The organism is Dellaglioa sp. CoH-55-MRSF-9 (assembly GCF_056782155.1).
The window spans coordinates 170415-191600 of record NZ_JBXAYG010000002.1 but is presented as its reverse complement, the minus strand read 5'-3'; the positions used below and the strand labels follow the sequence as shown (position 1 = coordinate 191600).

Genomic DNA, 21186 nt, shown 5'->3' with positions numbered 1-21186 from the left:
ATATACCATAGAATAAATATTAATAAGTTACAATAGTATTGTTAAAATTTTGGTCTATCAATATAAGTTGCTTAGGTTTATGCGTTAATCGATTTAACAATTCAGGTACTTCTAATGAAGATAAATGTGAATTGATTGGGAGACTATCTTTATTATTTTCCAATAAATCGGTCAGTGAATAGCTATTTTGGGTAGACAAATTAAAATCGCCTAACTTATTTTCTATATTTACCAAGATATATTTCTCAGGATGCCTTTTAATTCCTACAGAAGTAGCATCATTTAATGAAATCACTTCTGAATCAGGATAAAAATACGTCAATAATTGGGAGGTTGGCTTATCTAGTACGATTATTTTTTCTAACTTGTTAGCTACTGTCGCTAACTTATGAATTAAATAAAGATTTTCGTTGGCAACGTTAATAGCAGTTAATTCTTCGACTTTTAAAAGTTTAATGAGATGATCTAGAATCGTAATTTCAGTGTAGTAATTAGTATCTGTTGTGTCGACAGTATTTAAAATTAGAACATCTAAAGGTAGTCGGTTTAAGTCGTGAATCCATTTCTTCGTTCTCTTTTTATGAGGTCCAGCTAAGCGAGTATCACCAGCTAAGAAGGAGTACTTCTGCTTTTCATCTTCTACTAAAAAAGCTAATGAACCCGTGTGTACTGAATCTGATAAAAAACCAATCACTGTAAAATCTCCAATAGTTAGTGCGGTGTTAATCGGAATAATTTTGTAATTTAAGTGTGTTTCACTAATTTTACCTAGTAAGACAAATTGTTGTTTTAATTCAAATGCCTCTTTGGATAAATAGATAGGTAATTTTTGCATCATAGAAGATTCAAGAATTTTTTCATGGATATCTATTGAGAAGTATGAAAGAAAAAGAGCGTCTGCTTGTTCATTTAGTTGTGAATTAACGTTAAATTGAAAGATTGAATGTGAACTTTTAAATTGTGAACTACTATCAAATAAGTTGTTTACTATACTAATTTTGGTCATTATATTCCTCTCTTTCTAATTAGAACTATCATACCATGATGAACCTGAGTCGTCATGCTTGTCTAAAATAATCAGTGGTGTACAATGTAATTATTAAATAAGAAAGCTGGTAATTTCATGTATTTAAAAATAAGTGAAGACGCAAAAAGCAAGATTATGAAACTTATGGGTAATGATTCAGAAATCTTGCTTGATTTTGACGATGGTGTTGGTGCTTTATCAAATGAAGGAACATGTACGTTAGATTCAAGCTTTAGAATGTTAGTAATTGATGACCAGAACGATAGCAAGGCATATGATGGAACAATTGATTCAGATTTAGGTCCCATTAGAGTAAAAGGGTACAGCAAAACTTATATGGATGAGAACATGCAACTTGTCGTTAATGAACGATTCAACAGTTTAGCATTACATGGAGATAATTCAGGACTATTAACAGGTAATGTTAGCTTAGAAAGTCTTGTTAAAAACTAATAAAAAATCGTAAACAATAAAAATTGTTTACGATTTTTTTTAGTTTATTTTTTAATTTTTCTCTCATAACGTGTGTAGTAAAGGAAAGCAACTAGTCCAGAAAGGACAGGACCAGATATCATCCAGAGAGCATTACTTAATGTATCGCTGATAACAGTGAAAATAATTCCAAAGGCTAAAACTAACCAGACGACAATAGTAATAATATTTGTAAGTGTTCTATTCTTATAAACTTCAAAAGGTCGATTTAAGTCTTGACGTTTTTTAAAGAATGGAAATGCACCAATTAAAAATAGATAAGGTACAGAAGTTGAGATATTTCCCATTAACGTTAATTTTGAATAGAATAATGTTGAATTTGAACCTCCAAATGAAACAGCCATGATAATGACAATAACGACGGCAGCTTGAATCCACATTGCAAATTCAGGCATACTATGCTTATTTAATTTCGTCATTTTTGCTGGCCAGATATCCTTAGGTGTTCCAAGAATAAATGATTTGAGTGGTGAGTAAATCAAGACGAAGAATGCACCTGTATAAGCCATGAACATACTTAAACCAGTAATTCTAGCAAGTGTATGACCAAAAATTGTCGAAGCACTTGCGCTCATACCAAAGCTTTGACCTGCAAAATTACCTAAGTTTTCCATCAATATGTAAGAGATGTTACCTAAGTTGGCATTTTGACCACCAAGTTTACTCCAGTTTGTACTAACACCCCAGAAGAAGATTGAGATTGAGTAAGCAAAAAGAATTAATAAAGTGGAAATGATTAAACCCTTTGGAAAATTTTTCTTAGGATTTCTAATACTATCTGTAACACCACTAACTGATTCCATACCACCGTATGCAAAGATGGCAAAAACAATAAATGAAATTAGGGCGATAGGTGATTGATAGCTAGGATTTCTAGAAGTTATAATACTTGTCATACCATGCCATGGTTCTTGGAGTGCACCATGATTAACAATTAAAATAACAATACTTAATAGTAAAAAGATAGCATTTAAACCTAAAATAGCAATACCACCAACTGAAGAAATCTTGGCAATACTACTGATACCTCGACTAGCGACAAAGGTAACTAGCACAATCCAAAGAATTGCAAGAATACCGATAGTTTGTGTTGAAGATAGGCCAAAGATAGCCCAAGATTGTGTTTGATCACTTCCAGAAAAAATTGTTGAAAGTGGAATCCAAACTTTAGATGCAATTGATACCATCCAGACAATCCATGCAAAAAGCCAAATAAATGTTCCTGTGAAAGCAAGTTTGGGGCCAATTGATTCAGCTAACCAAGAATAAATGCCACCTTTTGATTCATTTAAAGCTGAACCATATTCTGCAAACATCAAAGCAGTTGGTAAGAAAAAGAAGAATGCTGCTAAAACGTACCAGATAATACTAGCGTAACCCATTTGAATAAAGGCGACGGGAGTATTTGCAAATCCAAAAATAGTTGTAAAAATCATTAAAATGAAACTTGTTAGGGAAATTTTCTTTTGTTTGTCCATAAGACTTTTGTAATTCCTTTCGGTTTCTTATATTTATAAGTTTTGGTCAGTTTTAAAATTTAATGGTGATAGGTCAGTTGATAATGTAATTAGCTGACTAATTAAGGCCTTAACCTTGATTTCAGCAGCTTCAGTAATTTTTAGATTTTCTTCAGTTAAAAAATCTGTTAGGTCTGTACCACTTTTAGAAATTGCCTCTGTTTGAATCCGTTTTACGGAGGCATTGAATTGGATAATTAAATCTTTTTGGAGATCTTTCAGTAATGAGCTAAATTCTAAGTAATGTGAATCAACCAAAATACCTAATTGTTTATATAACCAGTAAGCAGATTTGTCATCATATACATCGGTACCAATTTTATAATTCTCCGGTGTATCCGTAATACCAGCAAAGAAAGGTACATAAGCACTTTGAGCCGTAACACCCATTGATAGCCAATGGATACCACCAATTTCAAAAGGTAAATCAGGTCTAATTTGTAAAATATGAGACTCTTGTGTTTTTGCTAAACTAATGGGTCTGAATTTATGTTTATCACTGATTGAACCAGTTCCAATCGGATCATATTGAGTTCCTTGGAAATGTGAGCCAAGAATTTGTTCTAAATCTTCACGTTGAATTAAATGATCAGCCTGACGAATGAACGGTAAATTCATACTCATAGGATCTTGTGAAGCAACTGATGGTGTTAAAAGTAATTGGCCATACCAAACTCTTGGTGTGCTGTAAATGGCATCAGATTGATCATGAGTTCCAAAGATATCTCTAAAATTAAATGAATCTTTTTGGTTATTTAAATGATTATCAGAAACAAATTTCTGAATACCAGAACTAAACATAAAATTAGCGGAATCAGTAAAGTTAATTTCTTGAATAGCTAGTTGGTTGGCAACAACTGCATAAGAATCATCCGGAATACGTTGCGCAACCCAATGGTGACCGGTTGCAATTTCCATATACCAAACATCTTTTTGATCAGAGAACAAGACACCATTTGTTTCACTTGAACCGTATTTTTCTACTAATGATCCAAGGTAACTAACACCTTCTTTTGCGGAGTGAATATAGGGAAGAGTAATTGTTACAATTGCTTCCTCACCAATTCCGTTTTCAGTTAGTAAGGGATCGTAACTGAGAACCCGGCTATTAGCGTATGCACTTTCAGTAGCGCTCATAGCCACACCATATTCATTAAAGCCATCTTCTTCAAAAACACCAAATTTTGGTGTCCATTCAGGAGTAGCTGAATATTTACCACGAATTTTTGGTAATGGCATTTTAAAGTGATTATCTGGTGATTCAAATAAAGGTGATTGTTCAAATTCTGTATGAGCATGAATAACAAAATGTTTTGGCCATGCTGTTTTTGCATCTTCATTACGGCCAATAAAAGTCGACCCATCTGCAGTTGCTTTAGAACCAGCTAAAACACTTGTACATGCTGAAAAATTAAAAGGGTCTGTCGTCATGGATATTTCTCCTCCCAGTAAATAAATTTAGATATTACCATTTTATCATTTAATTGCTATTTTTAAACGCCATTTGTAAATAAATATTCGTATTTAACCGGTTACGCTGTATAAGGTTAGTTTAATAGAAATTTAAAATGAGAGATTACTCATTTTATTAATATTATTGTTTAATAAAAGGTAAAATGAAAAGAGTCACATATAATAGGAGGGAGATTTATGAAGTTATCAATTTCTGATAAAAATAAACGACTAGTTATAATTGTATTTTCGGGATTATTAATTGCATTATCCCTTAATTTCTTTCTGATTCCAGGAAATATTTTTGGAGCTGGTGCCAATGGTATTGCCCAATTACTTTCTGCTATTTTTTATGATCTATTTCATATTAAAATTGGTACTGGATATCTAATTATGTTAATAAATATTCCAATTGGTATATTAGGCTGGTATAAAGTAGGACGTTCATTTACATATTATAGTGTACTGACCGTCGCTTCTTCATCTCTCTTTACGGTAATTTTACCCGTTCATCAATTATCAACTAATCCATTAATGGCAGCATTATTTGGTGGTGTAATAAGTGGTATTGGGGTTGGATTAGCATTAAAATTTGGTTTTTCAACTGGTGGGATGGATATCATCGCACTTGTTCTAGCTAAAACGACAGGTAAAACAGTCGGTTCATTAATGTTATCAACAAATATGATTATTATTTTAACGGCTGGATTTTATTTCAGTTGGGAAAGTGCTTTGTATACAATTATTTCTAATTATGCTATGTCTAGAGTTGTCGACGACATCCATACATCGCATCAAAAGTTAACAGCATTTATTGTTACAAAAGAAGCAGATTTAGTTGTTGGAGCGCTCCAAAAATCATTAATTCGTGGAATTACAGTTATTGACTCAAAGGGCGCTTTCTCAAATGAAGAAAGTAAAGTTTTGATGTTAGTTATTACACGTTATGAATTATATAATTTAAAAATGACAATTAGTGATGTTGATCCAAATGCATTTATGAACTTAGTTAATACCGCTGATATTGAAGGCAATTTCCTAAACTCAGACCAACAAGAATTATTAAGAAAAGGGCAATCAACTAAATAAAAAGGAGATTCGTTATGCCAATTATAAATATTGATTTAATTGAAGGTCGTTCACAAGAACAACTTAAAAATTTAGTTAAAGATGTGACTGAAGCTGTTTCAAAAAATACTGGTGCACCTACAGAGCATATCCATGTAATTTTAAATGAAATGCGTAAAGATCGTTATAGTGTCGGTGGTATTCTAAAAAGCGACGAAAAATAAATATCATTAAATATGACTTCTGGTATATTCCAGAAGTCATTTTTTATAAAAAAATAACAGACCATTACTGATCTGTTACTAATTAACGATTATTTAGCTAAATTTAAATAATTTTTTAAGTAATGAGCAAGCCCATTTTCTTGGTTATTTAAAGAGGTAACATCATTGGCTAGACCTCTAATTTCAGAAGTACCATTTTTCATTGCCACACCCCAGCCAGCATATGAAAGCATTTCTTTATCATTACTTTCATCACCAAAAGCAACGATATCTTTTTGAGAGATACCATAGTAATCTGCTAGATAAGAAACACCAATTGCTTTTTGAATCCCTTTTGAAACAACTTCTAGAACAGGTTTTGGTCCGCCCCAAGTGTTGACTTCGATAACATCACCATATTTTTCAAGTAGTCTAGATGTAATTAATTGTTTTTTATCTTGATCGACAAACATCGTAATTGATGTCGGATCATGTTGTAAATTTTGTTTATTAAGAATTTGATTTGATCTTAAAACTTGTGGGAAAAAGCCTTTCACTAGCTGACTTGCATTGTCAGCCAATAACATATTTTTTCCTTCGGCTGCTAACATGTTAATACCTAATTCTTTTCTAGCGTTAAGAATATCAAAAACAATATCTCGATTAATTGTATATTCGTATGATTTATCCCAATTTTTATGTGGAATATGTGCCAGGGCACCATTAAAATTAATCATTGGAGTTGTTAACCCTAATGAATCATAAATTTGTTTTGAGATACGATATGGGCGTCCCGTTACAATACTGACAATGTGTCCTTCAGCTGTTGCTTGAGTAAGTACTTTTTTTGTTGTTGAACTAACTTCTGCATTATTATTTAAAGTTGTGCCATCTAAATCAATTGTAATTAACTTTTTGTTCATCGTTATTGTTCCTCCATCAACTTAACTTATGTGTAGTAAGATTTACAGTTTTTTATCTTAGTTAGTTCAGGATAGCATTTGAGTATGCAGTATTCAAACGTATTTAACCTTTTTTTATCTATTGTTATAAAATCGTATCTTTAATTTAATCCGGCTTCATAGTAACTTTGGCGCCGTATAACATTATTTTTTAGAAAAAGTAAAGAGTTCAGTAACATTAAAACAATAGATTGCAATGCTAAAATAGAAACGATAAACTAGTAATATTAGCTATTCAAGAGAGGATTAATCCTATGAGTGAAAGACGAAGTGCAGAAATAATTAAGCAAGATATTTTGACACATTTAGAAAAAGTGATGGATCCTGAATTGGATATGGATATTATTAATTTAGGTTTAGTATATGAGATTGAATTAGACAATGACAATAATTGTAATGTACAAATGACTTTAACCACTATGGGTTGCCCGTTAACAGGTGTTCTATCTGATTTAGTCGAAGATGCGTTAAAGCCAGTGCTAGAAATAAAAAAAGTAACTGTACAATTTATATGGAGTCCAGCCTGGTCAATTGAACGTATGTCTAGGTATGCAAAAATGGCACTCGGTGTCCATTAAAAGTTAGGGGGAAATTAAATTGATGATGCGAAGAAGATACATATTTATAGTAGCTATCTTACTACTTACATTCTTTACCACATTTTTATTTTTTAAGATGCAGGAAAAAGATTTAATCACAAAATTAGATAATCATAATCTATCTAAAAATGCATATGTTCTTAAAACAAAAGAACAAAATTTAGATAAATATAATACAACGTTAGCAAAATCAGAAAAAATTTCTGATTTTCAAATTCATTATCAAGTAAAAAACAAAAAAAATATTTCTTATTTTTATGCGAAGGGTAGTTATGATAAGCCACCAATGGTTTCTGGAACTTTTTTCTCAAATAATGATTTTTTATCTGAAGTTCCGGTAGCAGTAGTTGGTCGAAATATTGAAAAAAAATTATACTCGCCATTTCATCAGCAGTATTATAAATTAAATGGGCAATACGTTTCTGTCATCGGTATTATGGGTGATAAATACAATTCTGAGTTGGATAATCAAATTTTTATTGCAATGTCAACTGCAGACATAAGTAAATTGAAGGCAAATAATACAAATATTATTCTTGATTCAAAGCATGTCGTGACTAAGAATGTGTTAACGACCGAATTAACTAATACAACAGTTTCCAAACAGGTTAATGATAATTTAATTTTAACTAATAACTCATGGATTAGTCGACATTGGCAACAAGCGGTGGGCTTAATGGCTGTTATTGCTAGTGTTATGGTCGCAACTTATATTTGGATTGTTGGTGTTAGTAAACAAATTCGTAATCAGAAATTTATCAAACAATCAAAAAAAGTTATTATTTGGAATAACTTGCTAATTTACATGGGATCATTCTTAGTTGGTGGCTTAATAGGAACTGCGATTGGTCAGTCACAATTTTCGATTAAAACAAATATGATAGCTCTGTATGAGTTCGAAGGTACTCTATTTATCGTTGCTTCCGTTGTTTTCTACTTTGTTATCCGTAGAAGAGTTAATAAACGTAATAATTAATAAAAACGCCAAATCAGTTAGATTCATTATCTAACTGATTTGGCGTTTTTTATGTAAACATGATTATATTTGATTTTTAAAATTTTGTAACTCAGGTGATAAAATCATTCTAATTTTTGTTAAATCACTTAAATTTTTGGTGCCAAGTAACAGCATAAGCATGTTAATTTTTGATTGATAATCTGATATGGTATTTGTTAGCGCATCTTGACCTTGTTTATTGAGAATGTGTAAGAATGCACCAGAGATACCAACACTTTTAGCGCCTAAAGCGAGACATTTAACAATATCTAATGGGGTACGAATACCACCAGAGGCAAAAATTGTTAAGCCTGTTTGCAGAGATTTTGTATCAATGAGACTTTCAGCTGTAGTTAAGCCCCAATCCTCTAGAAAGGAGAAATCTTTAGCATGTCTACGTTCGTTTTCAATCATGGCAAAATTTGTGCCGCCACGACCAGAAATATCAACATAACGTACACCAATATCAGCTAATTGTTGAACCGTTTTATGAGACATCCCAAAACCAACTTCTTTAACAATAATGGGTACTTCAAGCTTATTTACGATTGTTTCAATATTCTTCAACCAATAAAACTCACGTTCACCTTCTGGCATAATAATTTCTTGAGCGGCATTAATATGAATTTGTAGGGCGTTTGCTTCAATCATATCAACGGCTCTTTTTGACTGATCTAGTGTTGCATTGGCGCTTAAATTAGAAAAAATGAGACCATTTGGATTCTTTTCACGAAGTATTTTAAATGTATGAGCCTTAGAAGGGTCTTTTAAGGCGATACTTTGAGAACCTGTCGCGATTGGTGTATTTGTGATAGCTGCAACTTCGGCTAATTGTTGATTTAAAATACCCGTTTGTTCACTGCCACCAGTCATAGCATTAATATAAAAGGGCGATTGAAACGAGAAATTTGGAAGCTCAACGCTAGATTGAATATCATTAATAGAAAGTTCAGGTAAATTTGAAGGAATAAGCTTGATCTCATTCAATTGATTTTTTGATTCCGTATTGAATAATTTTTCGGCGATAAATACGTGTTCATCTTTTCTGTGACTTTGAATTAAATTATCGTCTTTAATCATAAAAAACTCCTTATCCTATAAGGTCACTTTGATATCCAAAGGTTGAATATCATTTTGTGCCCAATCTTTAAATAATTCAGTACGATTTGTTTCAGAGGTTGCTAATGCAATACCGCAATCACCACCGCCAGCACCTGATGTTTTTGCGGCAGCATGTTGGGATTCTGATAAATTACAAAGGGAAGTTAATGATTCGGTTTCAATTATTACCTGACTAGCATCGGCTAATTGTTGTAAAATCATTCGATTATTTGTAATTTCTTGTTGAATAATGATGGAATTGTTTAATTTAAAGCCATCAATCATTGCAGTGACACATTTTTTTGAATCTTCTAAAAATTCAGAGTAAGTCTTTTTTTGTTTTGCTTTAAAAAGGGCCATCTTATCAACAAAAATGGAAGTTGAAGCTGGAGAGCCAGTCCAACCGATTAATAATTCTAAATCTTTAGGTTGCGGTAGGCGTTGGACAGAAAGCATAGGCCAATCCATAGATAAAAGTTCGGTTAGTGGCGTACCTTGTCTCATAATTTTTAACCATTCTCGATCAAATGAATAATAAGCAATCCATCCGCCATAAACACTAGCGGCAATATCTCCGAGTGAACCATTTCCTTGAACATCTAGGTGAGCCATTGCTGATAATTTAAATAGAGCGTTATCCGTTAATTTTAAATTATAAAATTGTGAAACGGCACGAACGGTTGCTACGGTAACCGCAGCAGAACTGCCCAAACCATATTTTTTACCATCAGTACTATCTAAATCACTATCAATATTGACATGATAATTAACCATCTGTTTTCCGATGGATTGTGCATATAATTCGGTTAAATGAATCGCCGATAATATGTAGTGAAAGGGGTTATCTCGATTATCAAAAATAATTTTTGTCCCTTGACGATACCAAGATAAAGAATTTTCTTGGTATTGTTTAGATGAAATACTACCTGTTTCTTTACTCTTTTTAATTGTTACAGTTACAAACTGATCAATAGCAACAATAATTGCTGGTGATCCAGGTTCAACAATTGCGTATTCTCCTGCAATATAAAGTTTTCCTGGTGCTTTAGCGGTGATCAAATAGCTCAATTCCTTTCAATATGGATAACACTAAATAAGTGTCGCTCCAGGTCCAGGCTTGGCAACCAAAAGATTTTTTGCACCAAAAAGTGGACTTAATTTATTTAAAATATAAGGTGTTTCAGTTTTGGAACAAATTATTTTAACATTTGGACCAGCATCCATTGTGAAGTAACAGGTAATACCTTCTTGACGCAAGTCACGAATAGCATCCATAGCACGTATGCTGTCAGGATTAAAATAAGTAAAGCTGGGATTAGCGCTTAAAGTTGTTGCGTGCATTTTCATTGCATTATTTTCAGCAATTTGACCAACTTTTTCGAGGTTTTTCTCTATAATAGCCTTTTTCATATCAATTAAATCACGTTCAGAAGATTTAACCCATTCATTGTAGAAAGGTGATGTGTCCACGGAATGTTGCATTCCAGAACGAGAATCAATCGCTTTTTCATGACTATTAATCATAATAGCAATCATTTGAAGATCCCAATCAATCGTTTCTTCAATCGGTATAGCAAAGGAGTCTTCATCATTGTGACCTTTTTCCCATTCAACTAGGCCACCAAAAATAGAGCGACTAGCTGAACCAGAACCACGACGTGCTAATCGTGATAAATCGCGTTTATTTAAATTTAAACCAATTGCTTGACTAGCAGCAAGCGCAAGTGCAGCATATGCGCTCGCTGATGACGCAAGTCCTGCTGAAGTTGGAACGTGATTTATTGATTCTACTTTAGCGTAAATATTTTTTTGTGCTTGATTACGAACAATATCTAAAAAGGCTGATACTTTGTTATCCTTTTTTTGTTTAGAATTTAGAAAGAAGGTATCTTCAGTTAGCGTATCGTCAAAAGTTACCGTAGTATCGGTATAAAAATGATCTAACGTTAAGGATAGGCTATTGTTGTAAGGAATAATTAAATCTTTATTTTGTTTACCCCAGTATTTAATGAGTGCAATATTAGTATGGGCGCGAGCTGAAATTTTATTTTTCAATATGTTGTGACTCCTTTTTAAGGGGTTGAATCCAAGTTGCAATGGCACCATTACGATTTAAGAGATGGCTTAGATTTAAAGCTTCTTCGGGTGTTTTAACTAGGGCTATCATACAGCCACCGCCACCACCACCGGTAAGTTTGGCACCTAAAGCGCCATTTTCTAGACTTGTTTTGACAAGTGCATCTAATTTGGGATGACTAACACCTAAAGATTTTAGTAAATGATGAGCCCTAGATAATGTGTGTCCTAAACTTATAGCATCATCTGTCGCAATTTGTGCCTTAGCCATACTTGTTAATTGACCAAGTTCGGAAATTATTTTTTCAGTAACGTCAGGACTTGATAAGACGCGATCACGAACTTGACCAACAGTTAAACCCGTTTGGCCCTTGATTCCCGTATCAGCAATCACTAAGGTTGCCTCTATGTTTAATGGGACAGGGTAAGCCTCTTGGTGCTTAATGAACCAAATGGGATCGCGGCTACTGGTTGTTGCGGCATCGATACCACTTGGAGAACCATGTGTGGTTGTTTCAGCGATATTGGCAATAAGTAGAAGTTCATCGCGTTCGATTTTCGTATCAAAAAAAGCGTACAAACTTCGAATTATGGCAATAACTGTGGCAGCGGAAGAACCCATCCCTCGTTCAGATGGGATGTCACTTTCAATCGTTAATTTAAATGATTGATGTCGTTTATTCAATGATTTTAAAATGTACTGGATAACTTGCTTAATGCCACGCATATTCATGGGAACATTTTTCAGTTCACCACTATAAAAACGACTTGTGATCCATTGTTTATCTGCCATTGCTTCCGTTAAAACTGATATTTTAACATTTGGTAAAGGGAGGGCAATAGCGGGTTGGCTATAAACAACAGAGTGTTCGCCGATTAATATAATTTTAGCATGGCTAGTACCAAGAAATTTTGCTTCTGTATTATCTGACAAATTGTTCAAAAAAAGAGTCCTCTCTAGATGAATTTACTTCCATTATCATACCTTAAAATTGTCGTTATAGCTATAATGGACTGGATGAACTTTGAGAATTTATAATGATTTAGTTTTTGGCATATGATTCTTTAATCAATATGGTAAAATAAACATAAATGCGTTAACTTAAAAAGACTGGTGATAAACTTCAATGAATAAAAATACGATTTATGCTGTAGTGGATATTGAAACGACGGGAACAAATCTTAAAAGTGGCGATCGAATGATCCAATTTGGTTGCGTTTTAGTTCAAAAAAATCAAATAATAAATTCTTTCTCGTTTGATATTAATCCTGGTATGGCAATTCCGAAAGTTATTACAGAATTAACAGGGATTACAAACCGTCAAATCAGAAAGGCTGCCTATTTTGAAGACGTCGCCGCAACGATTTACGCGATTCTCCAAGATACAGTTTTTGTTGCGCATAATATTAACTTTGATTTGCCATTTATCAATAGTGAGTTAGAAAGAGTTGGCTATCCTGCATTATCAATAAAAGGTGTCGATACTGTACAGCTTAGTCAAATCTTATTGCCAACAGCACCCAGTTTTAAATTAAAAGATCTGAGTCGATATTTGAATCTGACTCACGAAAATCCGCATCATGCCGATAGTGATGCCCATGTGACAGCTGAGTTATTTATCTTCTTATTAACTCGACTAGAAACGATTCCAAGAGAAACCTTATTTGAAATAAATCGTTTAAGTTCATTTTTATTAAGAAATACAAATGAATTATTTTCTGATGCGTACAGTGATAAAAATAGAAGACAGGAAAGACTACCAGATCATCTATACATTGTTGGAGGGATTGTCCTTCAACGTAGGAAACAAGATACATTTAATTTAACGAATTATGTTTATCCTGAAGCAGAAGTAGATAAGAAAAAAATATTTGAAAAACAATTAAGTTGGCGACCTGAACAAGCAAAGATGATGGACCTTATTTCTGAACATTTAAAAAGTGGAAATCGAACATTAATTATTGAGGCTCCTACAGGAATCGGTAAAACATTAGGTTATTTAATTCCAGCAGCTTATCATGCTCAAAATCGCAAACAAATTGTGATTAGTAGTGCGACAACATTACTTCAAACCCAGTTGATGAATCAGGCATTACCGTTACTTAACAAATTATTGCCTTTTCAAACAGCTGCAGTAAATTTGAAGGGCAGTAACCATTATATAAATTTAGCGGCGTTTAAAAAAGAATTAACACAAAAAGAAACCTCTGGACAGATAGCTTTAATGAAAATACGTATCTTAGTATGGCTGACAATGACTAAAACTGGTGAACTTGATGAATTAAAACTTTCAAGTTATCAAAATCCCATTTTTAATCAAATTGAACATCAAGGGGTTGGGAGTTTAGTATTAACTGATCAATTTTTTGAAGTTGACTTTATTAATACGTTATATAAACAAGTTGAATCGTCAGCAATTATTTTTACAAATCATGCTTTTTTAATGAAGCATCCTGGTTTATTTAACTCAGATCGTACAAAACTTGCGCCTGAATTAATTGTAGATGAAGCACAGCATCTTGCTGATGTTGCTCTACAGTCAAATAAAGGACGCATTCGATTCTGGAAAATTATTAATATGTGTGATTCATTATTGACTAGCATACAAAGTTCACAAAAATTTTCTTTTAATGACTTAATGGCAATTAATTTCTTAACAGCTAGTGAAAACAATCAATTATTAACAGAAATTAGGAAATTACGGGAATCAGTTGAGTTACTCATCAGACAATTTTCAAGAGAATATGGTCGACAAATTAGTAGGAATTCAGCAGCAAAAAATGAAACGACCGGAAAAGCAATTATTTTAAAATCAACTGAGCTAATTGGATTGATTAATCGAAATAAAATTATGCTTGAATCTGTTTTAAAAGTGATAACTGTTTTAAAAAGAGATGATGCCATTTTACGAGATCGTTATATCGCTGCAAAAAGCCAACAAAATATCGGCCAAGATGAGCAACAGCTTTTGAATCGTGTTCATAACTTTTTTAAGCAATTATTTGCAGAAACTGAGGGCTGGACTATATTTGAACAAAATCAAGACAAGCTAAATGAAAAGGTGCTTTGGTTAAGTTTTCCGATTAACGGACAAACAGACAAAATGCAATTTGAATTTAGTTTATCAGATGCAACTCATTTTCTTTCTGAAGTAATTTATCGGCACTTTAATCACCTGACGTTTACTGGGGCGACTTTGTTACTACCAGGTAATCCTGATTACATTATTGATCAGCTAGATATACAAGATGATAATTACAAAATCAAAAAATTAGGGAGTCCTTTTGATTATAGTAACCAAGCTAAATTGTATGTAGCAAGTGATGCTTTTGATGTTCGATCATCAAAAGAGCTTTATGAATCTTACTTGGCTGATTCAGTTTATGAGATTATAAAATCACAACGTAAACAAACGTTAATTTTATTTAATTCGCTTGATACGATAGCAAATGTTTATGGGTTATTAACAAAAAGAGGGTTACATCTTGATCGTGAACTTTTAGTTCAGGGTGTTACAGGACGGCCTGAAAAATTAAAAAAACGATTTTTATTAGGTAAAGACGCTATTTTAATGGGTACTGGTAGTTTCTGGGAAGGCGTTGACTTACCAAATGATAGATTAGAACTTTTAATTGTGACGCGGTTACCATTTGAGTCTCCAGAGTCGTTAAATGTAAAGGCGAAAGAAAAAGAGTTTGAAGGTCAAGGTAGGGATGTATTCAGTGAGTATTCACTGCCTAGAGCAACAATGAAGCTTAAACAAGGGTTTGGACGCTTAATTCGGACGTCAACCGATAAAGGGGCAATGATTGCATTGGACAATCGATTGATAAATCAAAGTTATGGTAAAAAAATGATTGAAGTATTGCCGGATGAATTACAACTTATAAATGAACCATTGGCAGATATTATTATTGATTTAAAGACGTTTTTATCTAATTCTGATAGTTAATCAGAATTAGATAATGTCTGTTATAATATGACCGTATAAAACTAAGACAGGAGAAAAATTGATCATGCGAAGATCCCCCAAAAAATCAAAAAACATCGTTTTTCTTTCGATACTTGGTACGATATTAGTTATTGTGGTAAGTGCTTTTATTTTATATAATCGCGCAAAATCACCGATGGCTACAGCTGAAAAAGAAGCTGTTACAATTGCTAAAAAATACGCAAAACTAGATAAAGAAACAGCATTTTATAGATATAATAGGGATGCAACTTATTTTACAGTTGCAGGGACAACAAAAGCTAATAAAAGAATTTATGTGATTGTTGCTCAAAAAGGTGGAAAAGTTAAAGTCTTATCACAATCAAATGGTAAGACAAAAAATGATATTTTAACTTATATCTGGAATGAAAAAAAACCTAGTAAAATATTGAATGTCGGACTTGGTATATACAACGGTGTACCTGCATGGGAAGTGAGTTATTTGAACAAGAAAAAAGCTCTTTGTTATGAAACACTGCAGTTCTCAAATGGTAAAGTTTTAAAATCCGTTGAAAATATATAATTGTCTTATGGACTAATATATCTGACTAATGATATTATAAAAGGAATGAAATCGATCTAGCAACTAGGACCGTAATGAGGAGGAAGTTTATTGAAAACAATTAGTATAATTGATGCTAAAAACCATGTAGACGAAGAAGTAAAAATCGGTGTTTGGCTTACTAATAAAAGATCAAGTGGTAAGATTGCATTTTTACAATTACGAGATGGAAGTGCCTTTTTCCAAGGTGTCGTGATAAAAAGTAATGTCAGTGAAGAAACTTTTGAAATGGCAAAAGAGTTACATCAGGAATCTAGCCTTTACGTTATTGGTGAGATTCATGAAGATAAACGCTCACCATTTGGCTATGAAATTGAAGTTAAATCACTTGAATTAGTTGGTGATAGTCAAGATTATCCAATTACACCTAAAGATCATGGAACAGAATTTTTGATGGATCATCGTCATTTATGGTTACGTTCAACGAAACCATATGCAGTTATGCAAATTAGAAATGAAATTATTCGCGCAACATATGAATTTTTCAATAAAGAAGGTTTTATAAAGATTGATGCGCCTATCTTAACTGGTAGTGCACCAGAAGGTACAACTGAACTTTTCCATACTAAATATTTTGACAAAGATGCCTATTTGTCACAATCAGGTCAATTGTATGAAGAAGCTGGGGCAATGGCCTTTGGTAAAGTATTCTCATTTGGACCAACTTTTAGAGCTGAAAAATCTAAGACAAGACGCCATTTAATTGAATTTTGGATGATTGAACCCGAAATGGCATTTATGCACCAAGAACAAAGTCTTGAAGTACAAGAACAATATATTGCGTTCTTAGTACAAAATGTTTTAGATAACTGTGACTATGCTTTAGATATTCTCGAAAGAGATAAAGAAGTCTTAAAAAGTTATACAAAAACACCATTCCCTAAAATTTCTTATGATGAAGCCGTCGAATTATTACAAAATTCTGGTGAATTTCCTGATACTAAATGGGGTGATGATTTTGGATCTCCTGAAGAAACTTATTTGGCAGAACATTTCAGTATGCCAGTATTCGTTTTAAACTATCCTAAAGCAATTAAACCATTTTACATGAAACCACATCCAACGAGAGAAGACGTCGTTATTTGTGCTGACTTATTAGCTCCTGAAGGTTACGGCGAAATTATTGGTGGTTCAGAACGTGAAACTGATGTAGATAACTTAATAGCACAAATTAAAAAAGCTGGATTGAACGAAAAAGATTACGAATGGTATTTAGATTTAAGAAGATATGGTAGTGTTCCTCATTCAGGATTTGGTCTTGGATTAGAACGCGCAACAACTTGGATTACAGGTGAAGAACATATACGTGAGGCTATTCCATTCCCACGTCTATTAAACCGTATTTACCCATAAAAAAGTAGAGAAAAAGAACCTTTAAACGAAATTGTTTAAGGTTCTTTTCTTAATTAAGGAGGCATTTTCGTTATGGATGCATTTATGAGTCAATTTTTAGAAGCAGGGGAAACCCATGTGTCTAATTTAATTTTACGGAATTATCGAAAAATTGGATTATCAAGTGATGAATTAATTTTCTTAATCCATCTATTAAGCTTTAATCAAGCAGGTAATAAATTTCCAGATACAAATCAAATTGCCAGTCAAATGGGCGTGACGGCCCAGGAAACCTATACATTACTGCAGAAATTAATCGAAAAAAAAGTTATTTCTATCAAAACAATTGATGATTCAAATGGGTACAGCACCGATCAATTTGATTTTAGTGTGTTATATGAAAAATTAAATAATTTAAGTCATAGGACACAAGAAAAGGTTGAAGTTGTTAAGAGTAATAATTCTCGAAAAGAGGTTTATGAAAAAATTGAAGTTGAATTTGGAAGACCTTTATCACCAATGGAATTAGAAAGTATTAGCATGTGGATTGATCAAGACCACTATATTCCAGAACTAATTTTGATGGCGTTGAAAGAAGCTGTCCTTAATCAGGCATACAGTTTAAAATATATGGATAGAATTTTACTAAATTGGGAAAAGAAGCATATAAAAACAAGTCAAGACATAAAAAAAGATAAAGAAAAAAGACAACAACAGAACTTTTCAAATAATGTGAAGAATAATGACAATACAAAAGAATCTAATGATAAACCGGAAATACCCCTATATCATTGGTCAAATTAATGAAATAAATAAAAACCTGGCGATATTCAGAATTTTAACTGAATATCGCCAGGTTTTTATTTAACGAGTAGCAGACGAAACGGCTTTACTGCTGTCTGCTTTAGATGAAGCACTTGAACTAATAGCGGAGCTAGAACTACTAGATGAACTAGAACTTTCTGAAGAACTAGAACTACTTGAACTAGAAGAACTGCTTGAACTAGATTCTTCTGAAGAACTAGAACTATTTGATATCTTAGGAACTGAATATGAACTGCTATCTGCTGTTGTTGTTTCTGCAGTAGATGAATCTGTTAATGATAATTCGCCATTTTTCAGATAAACGTCAGAAGGTTTTGTCCAATCCGTATTTGAAACTGATTGGGAAACGTACTGCATTAAGTTTTTATAAATACCTACAGCTAGATGTTGAGAATTAACATCTAAGTAGTTATTTGCGACTAATGGTGAATCATAACCTGTCCAAACTGCAATTGAGTAATTTGAAGTATAGCCGGAAAATAATGAATCCATAACTGCGCTAGATGGAAATTTAGAAGCAACATTTGATGGATAATCAGTAGTACCGGTTTTACCCGCTTGGTAAAGACCCGGTATTTGAGCTGCCGTACCTGTACCATTAGAACTATTAATAACACCTTTTAGCATATCAGTAATCATATAAGCAGTTGATGTTTTCATTGCTCTAGTACCTGAGCTAGAATAATTTTCAACTGTACCATCTTTTCTTTCAATTTCTGAAATATAAGTCCCTTTGTGATAAGTTCCACCATTTGCAAATGCTGCATAGGCTTCTGCATTTTGAGTCGTTGACATGTTTGCACCGATACCAGATGAGTAAGTATCAACTTGATCCTTAGAGACACCAAGTTTTTTGACGAATCCTTGGGCTTTTGATAATCCAACCGCTTCAAGTGTCCGAATAGCAGGGATATTACGTGATTGAATCAAAGCATTTCGCATTGTCATTGTTCCAAGATAGCTATTATCAAAATCATTTAATTGTTTTGTAGTAGCATCAGGGTAGTAATATTTTGTATCGCTAACTTTTTGATTAGTTGGGTAGTCTAGATATTCAATAGCAGGACCGTAATCCATAATAGGTTTCATGGTTGAACCGTTGCTTCGACTAGTTGCGACAGCCCGATTATACCCGAAAGTAACATTTGTTTGTTTACGGCCACCAATCATAGCTGAAATAGCGCCAGTTTTTGAATCAACCATGGTAACAGCTAATTGCATTTTACTGTCAGGATAGACCACATAGTTATTTGTATTAGCTATATCATAAAGTCGTTTCTGAGCATCCAAATCTAAGTTTGTACGAATCTTAAGACTACTGTTATAAGGATCAAAACCTTTATCTTTAACAGACTGAATAACTTCTTTTAAATAGGAATCAGAAATTTTTGCATTATAAGTATCTTTTTCGGCAGAATGTGATGTTCTTAGGCCTGAAGTAATTGGTGTCGCTTTAGCTGTACTTGCTTCGCTTGCCGAAATTTTGTTATTTGCTAACATTGCATCAATAACTTCATTACGTCGTTCCTTTGCGTATTCTGGATGCGCGTAAGGATTATAAGAAGATGGGGCATTAGGAATACCAGCAATTAACGCGATTTGTTCTGTATTTAATTTATTCAATTTTTTACCGAAATAGTAATTTGCAGCAGTTTGCATCCCGTAAATACCATTTCCCATAAAGACTTTGTTAGCATAGAACGTTAAAATCTGAGATTTACTGTATTTACGCTCTACTTGTAATGCTAGCCATGCTTCTTGCGCTTTTCGTTTTATTGTTTGATCAGATGCTTTTGTCGAAAAGACAGATAATTTAATAAGTTGTTGTGTTAAAGTACTACCACCTTGAAGACCAGCTGATCCACCAGTGATATTTGACAAGGCTGCACCTACAATTCGCACAGGATCAACGCCATTATGTTTATAGAAACGTTTATCTTCGATTGAAACAATGGCATCTTTTAATAGTTGCGGCATGTCAGACGATTCAGCGTAGACTCTTGAAGTTCCTAAGGTAGTGATGATTTCATCATTCTTTGCATAAATGACACTTGCAGGGGTACTTTCAAGACTACTTGATGTTATTTTTGGTGAATCTTTGGCGTAATAGAAAAATAAACTGATACTAGCAATTACGCCAATAACGAATAGAGCAAGTAAGCTCAAAAAAATACGTTTAAAAAGTTTACCTTTACTATTTTTACCTTTGTTGCCTTTTTTGTTAGTGCTTATTTCTTGTTCGCGTCGCGCAACACGAGTAGTACCTTTATTATCAGCTGTTGCCATAAATAAAATTCTCCTTTAATTATATAAAGCCTTAATTATAGATGCTCTATCATTTTATCAACGTATTTTAAATAGGGAATGACCGGATTTAAAGTATATTGTATCTCGAATCCTTCAGTTTGGACTGTTTTCAATGGAATTGATTTACGACCATTAACACTCTGCTTATCCCAGTAAGTAAATAGCGTTTTTGATGGTAGTAAGTAGACCTTACCTAAGGTTGTGAACTTCATTATAACAAAACTAATTCCTCTTTGTAATACACATGATTTCATATGGTTAATTTGGTGCTCATGAAAATTACTTAACGGAAATGAAGTTTTATTTTTAGTTTCTTTAGCTTCAAAATCTAAATAGTGGCCATCGTATATGCCATTGTAGTCAGTTGTTGACGCAGTTTGAAAGTAAGCTTCTTTAATAACAGCTGCACTTCGTTTAGGATAATCAACTTTTACAATTTGAATAGGCGTTGGTTTTTTGTGAATGACAGCCATATTATGAGCAAGGTAAAATGCGTTGCTTACGTTGATATCATCCTCTAATGACATCCCCCGTTTACCAAACAACAGCATATTTGACTTTTTTTGCGTATTTAAAGGTGATTGTTCATAAAGTTTTCCATTAGGATAATTAATACTCACAGTTATTTCACGCTCCAATCTAAAATATTATAACAATAAGTGATATAATTTAAT

Annotated in this window: 19 protein-coding genes; 9 read left to right on the top strand and 10 right to left on the bottom strand. The window is 33.1% G+C overall.

Annotated features, from left to right (window positions below; all coding sequences use genetic code 11):
- Nucleotides 1-19 precede the first annotated feature (19 nt).
- A complete protein-coding gene (locus AC1RPV_RS02710) occupies nt 20-1006 on the bottom strand; it encodes an MBL fold metallo-hydrolase (protein WP_481761278.1) in 987 nt (328 codons plus the stop codon).
- Nucleotides 1007-1123: 117 nt separating this feature from the next.
- Between AC1RPV_RS02710 and AC1RPV_RS02705 the strand changes: the two genes are divergently transcribed.
- On the top strand, nt 1124-1480 hold the full coding sequence (locus AC1RPV_RS02705; protein ID WP_481761279.1) for an iron-sulfur cluster biosynthesis family protein: 357 nt from the start codon (nt 1124-1126) through the stop codon (nt 1478-1480).
- 44 nt (nt 1481-1524) lie between these two features.
- Here AC1RPV_RS02705 and yjeM read toward each other — a convergent pair whose 3' ends face one another.
- Together yjeM and AC1RPV_RS02695 are read right to left on the bottom strand one after the other, a co-directional pair.
- The gene (gene yjeM / locus AC1RPV_RS02700; RefSeq protein ID WP_481761280.1) at nt 1525-2997 is read right to left on the bottom strand and encodes a glutamate/gamma-aminobutyrate family transporter YjeM; all 1473 of its coding nucleotides are present in this window, start codon (nt 2995-2997) and stop codon (nt 1525-1527) included.
- A 33-nt stretch (nt 2998-3030) separates the two neighbouring features.
- Nucleotides 3031-4467, bottom strand: a complete 1437-nt coding sequence (locus tag AC1RPV_RS02695) for a C69 family dipeptidase (protein WP_481761281.1) — start codon at nt 4465-4467, stop codon at nt 3031-3033.
- Between the two features lie 219 nt (nt 4468-4686).
- Here AC1RPV_RS02695 and AC1RPV_RS02690 point away from each other — a divergent pair, with 219 nt between their 5' ends.
- Both AC1RPV_RS02690 and AC1RPV_RS02685 read left to right on the top strand, forming a co-directional pair.
- Nucleotides 4687-5577 (top strand): YitT family protein, encoded by an 891-nt coding sequence (locus AC1RPV_RS02690; RefSeq protein ID WP_409022584.1) that lies wholly within the window; start codon nt 4687-4689, stop codon nt 5575-5577.
- Between the two features lie 14 nt (nt 5578-5591).
- Nucleotides 5592-5780 (top strand): 2-hydroxymuconate tautomerase, encoded by a 189-nt coding sequence (locus AC1RPV_RS02685; RefSeq protein WP_481761282.1) that lies wholly within the window; start codon nt 5592-5594, stop codon nt 5778-5780.
- An 89-nt stretch (nt 5781-5869) separates the two neighbouring features.
- Here AC1RPV_RS02685 and AC1RPV_RS02680 read toward each other — a convergent pair whose 3' ends face one another.
- Nucleotides 5870-6682 (bottom strand): Cof-type HAD-IIB family hydrolase, encoded by an 813-nt coding sequence (locus AC1RPV_RS02680; protein WP_409022582.1) that lies wholly within the window; start codon nt 6680-6682, stop codon nt 5870-5872.
- A 293-nt stretch (nt 6683-6975) separates the two neighbouring features.
- Here AC1RPV_RS02680 and AC1RPV_RS02675 point away from each other — a divergent pair, with 293 nt between their 5' ends.
- Nucleotides 6976-7299, top strand: a complete 324-nt coding sequence (locus tag AC1RPV_RS02675; protein ID WP_481761283.1) for a metal-sulfur cluster assembly factor — start codon at nt 6976-6978, stop codon at nt 7297-7299.
- A gap of 22 nt (nt 7300-7321) precedes the next feature.
- Nucleotides 7322-8296: an ABC transporter permease gene (locus AC1RPV_RS02670; protein ID WP_481761284.1), complete on the top strand. Its 975-nt coding sequence runs from the start codon at nt 7322-7324 to the stop codon at nt 8294-8296.
- A gap of 63 nt (nt 8297-8359) precedes the next feature.
- Here the strand turns inward: AC1RPV_RS02670 and fni are convergent, their stop codons facing one another.
- From fni to mvk, 4 genes are read right to left on the bottom strand one after another with little or no spacing between them, the layout of a single operon-like run.
- Nucleotides 8360-9397 (bottom strand): type 2 isopentenyl-diphosphate Delta-isomerase, encoded by a 1038-nt coding sequence (gene fni, locus AC1RPV_RS02665; RefSeq protein WP_481761285.1) that lies wholly within the window; start codon nt 9395-9397, stop codon nt 8360-8362.
- A 15-nt stretch (nt 9398-9412) separates the two neighbouring features.
- Nucleotides 9413-10477 carry a phosphomevalonate kinase gene (locus AC1RPV_RS02660; RefSeq protein WP_481761406.1) on the bottom strand — a complete coding sequence of 355 codons (1065 nt, stop codon included), beginning with the start codon at nt 10475-10477 and terminating at the stop codon, nt 9413-9415.
- Between the two features lie 30 nt (nt 10478-10507).
- Complete coding sequence (mvaD, locus tag AC1RPV_RS02655) at nt 10508-11473, bottom strand: diphosphomevalonate decarboxylase (RefSeq protein ID WP_481761286.1); 966 nt, start codon at nt 11471-11473, stop codon at nt 10508-10510.
- Nucleotides 11463-12437, bottom strand: coding sequence for a mevalonate kinase (mvk, locus tag AC1RPV_RS02650; RefSeq protein WP_481762176.1), 975 nt, complete (start codon nt 12435-12437; stop codon nt 11463-11465). The genes mvaD and mvk overlap by 11 nt, the downstream gene beginning before the upstream one ends.
- A 184-nt stretch (nt 12438-12621) precedes the next feature.
- Between mvk and AC1RPV_RS02645 the strand changes: the two genes are divergently transcribed.
- The 4 genes from AC1RPV_RS02645 to AC1RPV_RS02630 all read left to right on the top strand — a co-directional run bounded on the left by AC1RPV_RS02645 (nt 12622) and on the right by AC1RPV_RS02630 (nt 18184).
- A complete protein-coding gene (locus AC1RPV_RS02645) occupies nt 12622-15447 on the top strand; it encodes a helicase C-terminal domain-containing protein (RefSeq protein ID WP_481761288.1) in 2826 nt (941 codons plus the stop codon).
- Between the two features lie 64 nt (nt 15448-15511).
- Nucleotides 15512-16009: a cell wall elongation regulator TseB-like domain-containing protein gene (locus AC1RPV_RS02640; protein ID WP_481761289.1), complete on the top strand. Its 498-nt coding sequence runs from the start codon at nt 15512-15514 to the stop codon at nt 16007-16009.
- Between the two features lie 90 nt (nt 16010-16099).
- A complete protein-coding gene (gene asnS, locus AC1RPV_RS02635; protein ID WP_409022573.1) occupies nt 16100-17401 on the top strand; it encodes an asparagine--tRNA ligase in 1302 nt (433 codons plus the stop codon).
- Between the two features lie 72 nt (nt 17402-17473).
- Complete coding sequence (locus tag AC1RPV_RS02630) at nt 17474-18184, top strand: DnaD domain protein (protein ID WP_481761290.1); 711 nt, start codon at nt 17474-17476, stop codon at nt 18182-18184.
- A gap of 60 nt (nt 18185-18244) precedes the next feature.
- Here the strand turns inward: AC1RPV_RS02630 and AC1RPV_RS02625 are convergent, their stop codons facing one another.
- A complete protein-coding gene (locus tag AC1RPV_RS02625; protein WP_481761291.1) occupies nt 18245-20491 on the bottom strand; it encodes a transglycosylase domain-containing protein in 2247 nt (748 codons plus the stop codon).
- A 35-nt stretch (nt 20492-20526) separates the two neighbouring features.
- Nucleotides 20527-21132: a Holliday junction resolvase RecU gene (gene recU / locus AC1RPV_RS02620; protein ID WP_481761292.1), complete on the bottom strand. Its 606-nt coding sequence runs from the start codon at nt 21130-21132 to the stop codon at nt 20527-20529.
- Nucleotides 21133-21186 lie beyond the last annotated feature (54 nt).

Bases quoted from the DNA above. Each gene is read 5' to 3' on its own strand.
- AC1RPV_RS02640 (WP_481761289.1), top strand. From the start codon at position 15,512: ATGCGAAGATCCCCCAAAAAATCAAAAAACATCGTTTTTCTTTCGATA.
- AC1RPV_RS02710 (WP_481761278.1), bottom strand. From the start codon at position 1,006: ATGACCAAAATTAGTATAGTAAACAACTTATTTGATAGTAGTTCACAA.
- AC1RPV_RS02685 (WP_481761282.1), top strand. From the start codon at position 5,592: ATGCCAATTATAAATATTGATTTAATTGAAGGTCGTTCACAAGAACAA.
- AC1RPV_RS02670 (WP_481761284.1), top strand. From the start codon at position 7,322: ATGATGCGAAGAAGATACATATTTATAGTAGCTATCTTACTACTTACA.
- AC1RPV_RS02690 (WP_409022584.1), top strand. From the start codon at position 4,687: ATGAAGTTATCAATTTCTGATAAAAATAAACGACTAGTTATAATTGTA.
- AC1RPV_RS02705 (WP_481761279.1), top strand. From the start codon at position 1,124: ATGTATTTAAAAATAAGTGAAGACGCAAAAAGCAAGATTATGAAACTT.
- AC1RPV_RS02695 (WP_481761281.1), bottom strand. From the start codon at position 4,467: ATGACGACAGACCCTTTTAATTTTTCAGCATGTACAAGTGTTTTAGCT.
- AC1RPV_RS02680 (WP_409022582.1), bottom strand. From the start codon at position 6,682: ATGAACAAAAAGTTAATTACAATTGATTTAGATGGCACAACTTTAAAT.
- AC1RPV_RS02675 (WP_481761283.1), top strand. From the start codon at position 6,976: ATGAGTGAAAGACGAAGTGCAGAAATAATTAAGCAAGATATTTTGACA.
- AC1RPV_RS02630 (WP_481761290.1), top strand. From the start codon at position 17,474: ATGGATGCATTTATGAGTCAATTTTTAGAAGCAGGGGAAACCCATGTG.
- fni (WP_481761285.1), bottom strand. From the start codon at position 9,397: ATGATTAAAGACGATAATTTAATTCAAAGTCACAGAAAAGATGAACAC.
- AC1RPV_RS02625 (WP_481761291.1), bottom strand. From the start codon at position 20,491: ATGGCAACAGCTGATAATAAAGGTACTACTCGTGTTGCGCGACGCGAA.
- yjeM (WP_481761280.1), bottom strand. From the start codon at position 2,997: ATGGACAAACAAAAGAAAATTTCCCTAACAAGTTTCATTTTAATGATT.
- AC1RPV_RS02645 (WP_481761288.1), top strand. From the start codon at position 12,622: ATGAATAAAAATACGATTTATGCTGTAGTGGATATTGAAACGACGGGA.